The sequence below is a fragment of the Streptomyces katrae genome (genome assembly GCF_000966975.1).
GTDB lineage: Bacteria > Actinomycetota > Actinomycetes > Streptomycetales > Streptomycetaceae > Streptomyces > Streptomyces katrae.
In genome coordinates this window covers 1-9,447 of the sequence record NZ_JZWV01000829.1, presented here as the reverse complement: position 1 = coordinate 9,447, position 9,447 = coordinate 1, and the positions used below count along the sequence as shown (strand labels likewise).

Below are 9,447 nucleotides of genomic sequence, written 5' to 3'. Positions count from 1 at the left end.
ACGTTGGGCAGGCGGGAGGACGACCACCTCCCGCGACAGCGGATCGGCGACGCCGGGGGACGACGGGCATGGGGCAGCGGGAGGCCGCACTGCGGCTGGACGGGCAGTGGGCGCGGATCCGGTCCGGGGCCGCTCAGGCCGGGCCCGGCGAGGCCGACCAGCTGCTGGCCGAGCTGATCGCGGCGCTGCGCGAGCCCGCCCGGACCGACCCCGAGTGCGCGGCCCGGCTCGGGCTGCGCCTGGGCGACCTCGCCGGGCGCCGGTTCGCCGCCGGGGACCGGGCGGGGGCGCTGGCCGCCATCGAGGAGGGCCTGCGGCACGCGCAGCAGGCCGCCGGGCACGCGCCCGAGTACGCCCGGTGGTACGCCCGGGGGCTGATCAACCAGGGGGTCTGGCTGGCCTGGCCGCTGAGCGACGCCGCCCGGCTGCCCCGGCATCCGCTCGGCGAGGCCGCGGAGGAGGGCCCCGGCGCGATGGAACGGGCGGCGGGCGAGCGGGCCCGTGACCTGACCCGGGCCGCCGTCGAGGTGTGGGCCGGGCTCGACCAGCACGACCCGGTCAACCGCCGTGGGCTCGCGCAGGCCAAGGTGTTCCTCGGGGACCGCCTGGCGGAGCTGGGCTTCGCCGCCGACGCCGTCGCCTGGGCGGTGGACGCCGAGGCCGGGTTCCGCCGGCTGCTGCTCGCCGCCCCCGGGCCCGAGGAGGCCCAGGAGGCGGAGGAGGCCTTGGACCACATCGGCCGCCAGCTGGAGCTGCGGCTGCGCTACCTGTCCTTCGATTCCCTGGCCGTGCTGCGGGCCGGCGGGCTGCTGCCCGAGCGGCTGCTGCCGCAGGCGGTGGTGGCCGCCCGCATCCAGGGCGCCTCCGAGGAGGCGGTCGCCGCCCGGCTGGGGCTGGACGCCGAACAGGTCGCCACCATGCTGGAGGTCACCCCCTGGCGCGCGGTGTGGCGCGTCGAGGTGCGCGGCGCCGACGGGCTGTGGAGCGTGGCCCCCGCCCCCTGGCGGGGCTCGGCGGAGGTGCGGCAGCGGACCGCCGAGGACGTGGGGACCGAGGTGGTGCGGGGTTTCATGGCTTCCCCGCAGTACCCCGGCGACTCGGGCCTGTGGCGGGTGCGGGTCTGGTGGCACGAGGAGGGCGACCCGGCCGGGGCCAGGTTCCGCCTGGTCGTCGGGCCCGACGCCCCCGCACCCGCCCCCTCGTGAAAGTTTGCACAAAGGGGCGCATACGATAGGGGCCGTGTTGAACCCATTCGCATACCTCGCCGCCCGCTGGACCCCGTCACCCCGGATCGTCCAGCGTGCCGCCGCGATCGCGGTCCTGATGAGCGTGCTCATCGTCGTCACCGGCGGTGCGGTGCGGCTGACCGGTTCCGGCCTCGGCTGCGACACCTGGCCCAAGTGCACGGACGACAGCCTGATCGTGACCCAGGCGCAGGGCTTCCACGGGGCCGTCGAGTTCGGCAACCGGATGCTCACGTACGTGCTCTGCGCGGCCGTCGGCGCCGTGATCCTCACGGCCCGCTCCGCCAAGCCCTGGCGGCACTCCCTGACCAGGCTCGGCTGGACCCAGTTCGCGCTGGTCATGGGCAACGCCGTGCTCGGCGGCATCACCGTGCTGACGGGCCTGAACCCGTACAGCGTGGCCGGGCACTTCCTGCTGGCCACCAGCCTCCTCGCCGTCACCACGATCACCTGGCAGCGCACCCGCGAGGGTGACGGCGCGCCCCGGCCGCGCGTGCCGGGCCCCGTCCGCAAGCTGTCGTGGGCGCTGATCGCCACCACCCTGGTCCTGATCGCGGCGGGCACCGTCGTGACCGGCTCCGGGCCGCACGCCGGCGACAAGAGCGAGATCAAGCGGATGCCGTTCGACTGGGCGACCACCGCCCACGTCCACGCGATCGCCGCCTGGCTGGTGTGCGCGCTGGGCGTGGCGATGTGGCTGGTGCTGCGGGTGGTCGACGCCCCCGCCGACACCCGGGCGCGCGCCCGTGACCTGCTGCTCGTCCTGCTCGCCCAGGGCGCCATCGGCTACGTGCAGTTCTTCACCTCGCTCCCCGAGGTCCTGGTCGCCGTCCACATGCTCGGCTCCTGCCTGGTGTGGATCTCCGTGCTGCGCCTCGCCCTGAGCCTGCGCGAGCGCTCCGCCGAACCGGCGCAGACCCCGGCCCGCGAGGACGCGGAGCTCTCGGCGGTCTGAGCCGAGGGGAGGGGCTGAGCCGAGGGGGGCTGAGCTCCCCGGAGGCGGAGCCGCCGCCGCGGCGACGGGGTCACCCCCGTTCGTCCAGCCGGTAGACGCGGCGGGCGTTGCCCGCCGCGAGCATCCCCGCCACCCGGTCCGCGTCCCGCCAGGACCAGGCCCCGTCGGCGACCCAGCCGCCCAGGACCCGGCCCAGCGCCTCCCGGAACACCAGGGCGCCGACCGCGTGCAGCTCGGGCAGACCGCAGCCGCCGCTGGAGAACAGCAGCTTCCCGAACGGCGCGAGCTCCAGCAGCTCGGCCAGTACGGCGCCCGCCCGCGCCCCCGTGCGGGCGAGGGCCGGGCCGAGGTCGGCGTGGACGTGCGGGTACGCGGCCGCGAGCCGGGCCGTGTGCCGGTGGTCCGGGTACCCCCCGAGCAGGACGAGCCGCGCCCCCAGCCCCGCCGTGGCCCGTACGAACCCGGTCAGCGGCTCCGGGCCGGCCCCGCCGGTGTGCAGCTGGAGCGGCAGCCCGGACGCGACCGCGCTCCACAGCAGGTGCCGCAGCAGCACGGGGTCCCGTACCGGCCCGCCACGGGCCCGCGCGGCCAGCCACCGCCCGGCCGCCCCGCGCACCTCTCCGGGTCCGGGCGGCTCCGGGGCCGCGTCCAGGGCGGCCGCGTAACCGGCGTGGGGCCCGCAGCCGAAGGCCACGGCCCCCGAGGCGGCGTGGTGGACGGCACCGGCGAGGTCGGCGAGGAAGGCGGCGACGGTCCCGGAGGTGTCGGCGGCCTGCTCGGCGAGCCGTTCCAGCCGGACCACCTCGAAGGCCTCGGCGTCCCCGGCGAGGGCCAGCTCCTTGGGCCCGGTGAGGTCCCCGGGGGCTCCCGTGTCGACGAGGTACGTGCCCACCCCGGAGCCCCTCAGCAGCCGCCGGCCGCTCTCGGCGCCCCCGAGTTCGCGCCGCCGGGCCAGATAGCGGGCGGGCGCGCAGTGCGGCTCCAGGCCGAGCAGGGGCGGGCACCAGCGGCGTACGGCGAAGCCGGTCTGGGTGTCGAAGAAGGTGGTGCCGGCGGCCGGCGGGCCGGCCGAGTGGACCAGCTGGGCCTCGAAGGTGGCGAGCCCCAGCTCCGTACGGAGCACTCCGTGGCAGTGCTGGTCCACCAGGGGCGGCGTTTCGATCATCCGGGCATCCCGTTGCGGACGTGAGGAAGCGGCTTCCACACGTCCTAACGGGTGAGCGGGGTATGAAGTATTGCCCCGGGCGTTGACCTGCGGCTCAGGCGGCCGGGTTGGCCGGACCGCCCACCTGGATCCCGGCCATGCGGGTCCACTCGTACGGGCCGGTCCTCACGCGCGCGGCGAGCTCGCCGTCGAAGTCCTCGTGGAGGGTCAGCCCGGCCTTCTCGGCGGCGAGCTGCGCCACGGCGTACGTGGGGGCGACCAGGTCGCCCCAGCCGCCGTCGGTGCCCACGAGGACGATCCGGGTGCCGGCCTGGCCGATGTGGGCGAGCTGGCCCTCGGCGCCGCCGTGCTCCTTGGCGAACGCGCCGATCTGCCGGGCCAGCTTCGCCGCCGTGCGGCTGTGCTTCTTGTCCGCGGCCTCTGCGGTCTGTGCGGTGTCTGCGGTGTCTGCCATGGACCGCATGCTACCGGCGGGTAATCAAGGGAGGAAGCATCAGCGGAGGAAGGGATCCACGGCCACGGCCACGAAGAGCAGCGACACATAGGTGATCGACCAGTGGAACAGCCGCATCTCCTTGAGCTTCGCGCCCGTGATTCCGGCCTTGGCCCGGGCGCTCAGCGCGTGCGCCTCCCACAGCCACCAGCCGCCCGCCAGCAGCGCGACGGAGGTGTAGAACCAGCCCGTGTACCCCAGCGGGGTGAGCAGCAGCGAGACGGCGACCATCACCCAGCTGTAGAGGACGATCTGGCGCGCCACGGCCTTGTTGCCCGCCACGACCGGCAGCATCGGCACGCCGACCCGCGCGTAGTCGTCCTTGACCTTCATGGACAGCGGCCAGTAGTGCGGCGGCGTCCAGAAGAAGATGACGAGGAAGAGGATGACGGCGGCCCAGGAGACCTCGTTGCGCACGGCCGACCAGCCGATGAGCACCGGCATGCAGCCCGCGATCCCGCCCCAGACGATGTTCTGCGCGGTCCGGCGCTTGAGCAGCATCGTGTAGACGACCACGTAGAAGAGGAGCGCGCCGAGCGCGAGGGCGGCCGACAGCCAGTTGATGAGCAGGCCGAAGAACAGGGTCGAGACGACCCCGAGCGTGATGCCGAAGACCAGGCACTCCCGCGGGCTCACCATGCCGGTCACCAGGGGCCGCTGGGAGGTGCGGTCCATCAGGGCGTCGATGTCCCGGTCGATGTACATGTTGAGCGCGTTGGCGCCGCCCGCCGACAGGTAGCCGCCGAAGCAGGTGGCGAGCACCAGCCACAGCGACGGCACGCCGCCCTCGGCGAGGAACATCACCGGCACTGTGGTGATCAGCAGAAGTTCGATGATCCGCGGCTTGGTCAAAGCCACGAAAGCCATGACCCGGGCCCCGAACGGCCGGTGACCGGGGCTCGTCCCGAGTACCCCCGCTGGACGGGATTCGACGGCCGTCACGCACACCCCTGAGAGAGAATCCAGCAAGCTTCCGAAGCGATGCCTCCAGTAAATGAAGGCTCGGTAAAGGCTTGCGCGTACCACGCCACTGTAGACGTAGCTCTTGCCCCGCCCTGCGCGGGGGTCGCCTCGTGTTGAGCCGATCGGGCCGACGGGAAGATCATCGACGGCGGATCCCAGGTGAACGGCGGACACCGGGACGGCGACGCACTACCGGCACTCGAATAGCCGCACGCGCTGGCGGGGGTAGGCTCGGAATCGCCCCGGTGTCACCGTTCGTCACCGGGAAACGACATGTGGAGAGGAGCCCTGACCAACGGTGAGCACCAAGCCGACCACCCCAGAGCTCGAGTGGACCGAACTGGACCAGCGGGCCGTCGACACCGCCCGCATCCTGGCCGCCGACGCGGTCCAGAAGGTCGGGAACGGACACCCCGGTACGGCGATGAGCCTGGCCCCCGCCGCGTACACGCTTTTCCAGAAGGTCATGCGCCACGACCCGTCCGACCCCCAGTGGGTCGGCCGTGACCGTTTCGTGCTCTCCGCGGGGCACTCGTCCCTGACCCTCTACACCCAGCTCTACCTCGGCGGGTTCGGCCTGGAGCTGGACGACCTCAAGGCGTTCCGCACCTGGGGCTCCAAGACCCCCGGCCACCCCGAGTACGGGCACACCGCCGGCGTCGAGACCACCACCGGCCCGCTGGGCCAGGGCGTCGCGAACGCGGTGGGCATGGCCATGGCCGCCCGCTACGAGCGCGGTCTGTTCGACCCGGAGGCCGCCCCGGGCACCTCCCCGTTCGACCACATGATCTACGCGATCGCGGGCGACGGCTGCCTCCAGGAGGGCATCTCCCACGAGGCGTCGGCGCTGGCCGGCCACCAGAAGCTCGGCAACCTGGTGCTGCTGTGGGACGACAACCACATCTCCATCGAGGGTGACACGGAGACGGCCGTCTCCGAGGACACCATGAAGCGCTACGAGGCGTACGGCTGGCACGTCCAGCGCGTCGAGCAGCAGGCCAACGGCGACCTCGACCCGAAGGCCCTGTACGCCGCCCTCCAGGCCGCCAAGGCCGAGACCGGCCGCCCGTCCTTCATCGCCGCCCGCTCGATCATCGCCTGGCCGGCCCCGCACGCCCAGAACACCGAGGCCGCCCACGGCTCGGCCCTCGGCAACGACGAGGTCGCCGCCACCAAGCGCGTGCTCGGCTTCGACCCGGAGCGGACCTTCGAGGTCTCCGACGAGGTCATCGCCCACACCCGCGGCCTGCTGGACCGGGGCCGTGACGCCCGCGCCGCCTGGGAGAAGGACTTCTCCGCCTGGCGCACCGCCAACCCCGAGCGCGCCGCCGCCTTCGACCGCATCGAGGCCAACGAGCTGCCCGAGGGCTGGGAGGACAAGCTCCCCGTCTTCGAGCCCGGCAAGGGCGTCGCCACCCGCGCCGCCTCCGGCAAGGTCCTGGAGGCGCTCGGCGCGGTCATCCCGGAGCTGTGGGGCGGCTCGGCCGACCTGGCCGGCTCCAACAACACGACCATCGACAAGAACTCCTCGTTCCTGCCGGTGGGCAACCCGCTGCCGGAGGCCGACCCGTACGGCCGCACCATCCACTTCGGCATCCGCGAGCACGCCATGGCCGCGGCCATGAACGGCATCGCGCTGCACGGCCACACCCGTATCTACGGCGGCACCTTCCTGGTGTTCTCCGACTACATGCGCAACGCCGTCCGCCTGTCCTCCCTGATGCACCTGCCGGTGACGTACGTGTGGACGCACGACTCCATCGGCCTCGGCGAGGACGGCCCGACCCACCAGCCCGTCGAGCACGTCGCCTCGCTGCGCGCCATCCCGGGTCTGAACGTGGTCCGCCCGGCCGACGCCAACGAGACCGCCATCGCCTGGCGCGAGATCCTGCGCCGCCACACCAAGGTGTTCGGCAAGGGCGCCCCGCACGGCCTGGCCCTCACCCGCCAGGGCGTGCCGACGTACGAGCGCAACGAGGACGCGGCCAAGGGCGGCTACGTGCTGTTCGAGGCCGAGGGCGGCCCCGCCCGGGTCGTCCTGATCGGCACCGGCTCCGAGGTCCAGCTCGCCGTCGCCGCGCGCGAGGCGCTGCAGGCCGAGGGCGTGCCCGCCCGGGTCGTCTCGATGCCCTCCGTGGAGTGGTTCGAGGAGCAGTCCCAGGAATACAAGGACAGCGTCCTGCCGCCTTCCGTCAAGGCGCGAGTCGCGGTCGAGGCCGGCATCGGTCTGACCTGGCACCGTTACGTCGGGGACGCGGGCCGGATCGTCTCGCTGGAGCACTTCGGTGCCTCGGCGGACGGCGCCGTGCTGTTCCGCGAGTTCGGCCTCACCGCCGAAGCCGTGACCGCAGCCGCCAAGGACTCCCTCGCCGCAGCTGCGCGCTGACCCGGCACAAGAACCAGTAGGAGATGCAATTCCGATGACAGACGCACTCAAGCGCCTCTCCGACGAGGGCGTGGCGATCTGGCTGGACGACCTGTCCCGCAAGCGCATCACGTCCGGCAACCTCGCCGAGCTGATCGACCAGCAGCACGTGGTCGGTGTCACCACCAACCCGTCGATCTTCCAGAAGGCCATCAGCAGCGGTGACGGCTACGAGCAGCAGCTCGCCGACCTCGCCGCCCGCAAGGTCACCGTCGACGAGGCCATCCGCATGATCACCACGGCGGACGTCCGCGACGCCGCCGACATCCTGCGCCCCCTCTACGACTCCACCCAGGGCCAGGACGGCCGGGTGTCGATCGAGGTCGACCCGCGTCTGGCGCACAACACCACGGCGACCGTCGCCGAGGCCAAGCAGCTCGCCTGGCTGGTGGACCGCCCGAACACGCTCATCAAGATCCCGGCGACCAAGGCCGGCCTGCCGGCGATCACCGAGGTCATCGGCCGGGGCATCAGCGTCAACGTCACGCTGATCTTCTCGCTGGAGCGCTACCGCGAGGTCATGGACGCGTACCTGGCGGGCCTGGAGAAGGCGAAGGCCGCCGGCCTGGACCTCGCCGAGATCCACTCCGTCGCCTCCTTCTTCGTGTCCCGCGTGGACACCGAGATCGACAAGCGCCTGGACTCCGTCGGCACTGGACTCCGTCGGCACCGACGAGGCCAAGGCCCTGAAGGGCAAGGCGGCCCTCGCCAACGCCCGTCTGGCCTACGAGGCGTACGAGGAGGTCTTCTCCTCCGACCGCTGGGCCGCCCTGGACCGGGCGCACGCCAACAAGCAGCGCCCGCTGTGGGCCTCCACCGGCGTCAAGGACCCGGCGTACAAGGACACCCTGTACGTGGTGGACCTGGTCGCCCCCGGCACCGTGAACACCATGCCCGAGGCGACCCTGGAGGCCACCGCCGACCACGGCGAGGTCACCGGCGACACCATCCGCGGCACGTACGAGCAGGCGCGCGCCGAGCTGGACGCGGTCGCGAAGCTGGGCATCTCGTACGACGATGTGGTGCAGCTGCTCGAGGACGAAGGCGTCGAGAAGTTCGAGGCGTCGTGGAACGACCTGCTGAAGTCGACCGAGGCGGAGCTGAAGCGCCTCGCCCCCGCGGAGGACTGAGTATTTTGTCGGTGAACGGAGCGAACCCGCTTCGTGACGCACAGGACCGACGGCTCCCGCGCATCGCGGGACCGTCCGGCCTGGTGATTTTCGGCGTTACGGGTGACCTGTCGCGCAAGAAGCTCATGCCCGCCGTCTACGACCTCGCCAACCGCGGCCTGCTGCCTCCGGGTTTCTCGCTGATCGGGTTCGCCCGCCGCGAGTGGCAGGACGAGGACTTCGCCCAGGAGGTGTACGAGGCCGTCAAGCAGCACTCGCGCACCCCCTTCCGTGAGGAGGTCTGGCAGCAGCTCGTGCAGGGCTGCCGGTTCGTCCAGGGCGAGTTCGACGACGACGCGGCCTTCGAGACGCTCAAGCAGACGATCGACGAACTGGACAAGGCGCAGGGCACGGGCGGGAACTTCGCCTTCTACCTCTCGGTCCCGCCGAAGTTCTTCCCCAAGGTGGTCCAGCAGCTCAAGAACCACGGGCTGGCGCAGAAGGAAGGCTCCTGGCGGCGTGCCGTCATCGAGAAGCCCTTCGGTCACGACCTGAAGAGCGCGGAAGAGCTCAACCAGGTCGTCCACGAGGTCTTCCCCCGGGACGAGGTCTTCCGGATCGACCACTACCTCGGCAAGGAGACCGTCCAGAACATCCTGGCGCTCCGCTTCGCGAACACCATGTTCGAGCCGATCTGGAACCGGTCGTACGTCGACCACGTACAGATCACCATGGCGGAGGACATCGGCATCGGCGGCCGGGCCGGCTACTACGACGGAATCGGCGCCGCCCGTGACGTCATCCAGAACCACCTGCTCCAGCTGCTGGCGCTGACGGCGATGGAGGAGCCCGGCTCCTTCCACCCCAAGGCCCTGGTGGCGGAGAAGCTCAAGGTGCTCAGCGCCGTCCAGATCCCCGAGGACCTGGGCAAGCACACCGTGCGCGGCCAGTACTCGGCGGCCTGGCAGGGCGGCGAGAAGGTCAAGGGGTACCTGGAGGAGGACGGGATCAACCCGAACTCCAAGACCGACACCTACGCGGCCATCCGCCTGGAGATCAACAACCGCCGCTGGGCGGGCGTCCCGTTCTACCT

7 protein-coding genes and 1 pseudogene are annotated in these 9,447 nt (G+C 72.1%); 5 read left to right on the top strand and 3 right to left on the bottom strand.

What is annotated here, in order from left to right; genetic code table 11:
* Positions 1 to 68: 68 nt before the first annotated feature.
* Positions 69 to 1,205, top strand: coding sequence for a hypothetical protein (locus tag VR44_RS27400; protein WP_045950288.1), 1,137 nt, complete (start codon positions 69 to 71; stop codon positions 1,203 to 1,205).
* A 4-nt stretch (positions 1,206 to 1,209) separates the two neighbouring features.
* Positions 1,210 to 2,199: a COX15/CtaA family protein gene (locus VR44_RS27395; protein ID WP_211275133.1), complete on the top strand. Its 990-nt coding sequence runs from the start codon at positions 1,210 to 1,212 to the stop codon at positions 2,197 to 2,199.
* A gap of 70 nt (positions 2,200 to 2,269) precedes the next feature.
* Here the strand turns inward: VR44_RS27395 and VR44_RS27390 are convergent, their stop codons facing one another.
* The 3 genes from VR44_RS27390 to VR44_RS27380 form a co-directional block, all read right to left on the bottom strand.
* Positions 2,270 to 3,364 (bottom strand): amidohydrolase family protein, encoded by a 1,095-nt coding sequence (locus VR44_RS27390; protein WP_045950287.1) that lies wholly within the window; start codon positions 3,362 to 3,364, stop codon positions 2,270 to 2,272.
* A gap of 94 nt (positions 3,365 to 3,458) precedes the next feature.
* Positions 3,459 to 3,818 carry a hypothetical protein gene (locus tag VR44_RS27385; RefSeq protein WP_045950291.1) on the bottom strand — a complete coding sequence of 120 codons (360 nt, stop codon included), beginning with the start codon at positions 3,816 to 3,818 and terminating at the stop codon, positions 3,459 to 3,461.
* A 39-nt stretch (positions 3,819 to 3,857) separates the two neighbouring features.
* Entirely contained in the window at positions 3,858 to 4,799 is a 942-nt protein-coding gene (locus VR44_RS27380) for a heme o synthase (RefSeq protein WP_045950290.1), read from the bottom strand.
* Between the two features lie 319 nt (positions 4,800 to 5,118).
* Between VR44_RS27380 and tkt the strand changes: the two genes are divergently transcribed.
* From tkt to zwf, 3 genes and pseudogenes are all read left to right on the top strand, one after another.
* A complete protein-coding gene (tkt, locus tag VR44_RS27375; RefSeq protein ID WP_045950286.1) occupies positions 5,119 to 7,206 on the top strand; it encodes a transketolase in 2,088 nt (695 codons plus the stop codon).
* Positions 7,207 to 7,240: 34 nt separating this feature from the next.
* Positions 7,241 to 8,375: pseudogene (gene tal, locus VR44_RS27370) on the top strand (transaldolase).
* A gap of 2 nt (positions 8,376 to 8,377) precedes the next feature.
* The coding region (zwf, locus tag VR44_RS27365) for a glucose-6-phosphate dehydrogenase (RefSeq protein ID WP_045950289.1) at positions 8,378 to 9,447 on the top strand (1,070 nt) is incomplete at its 3' end.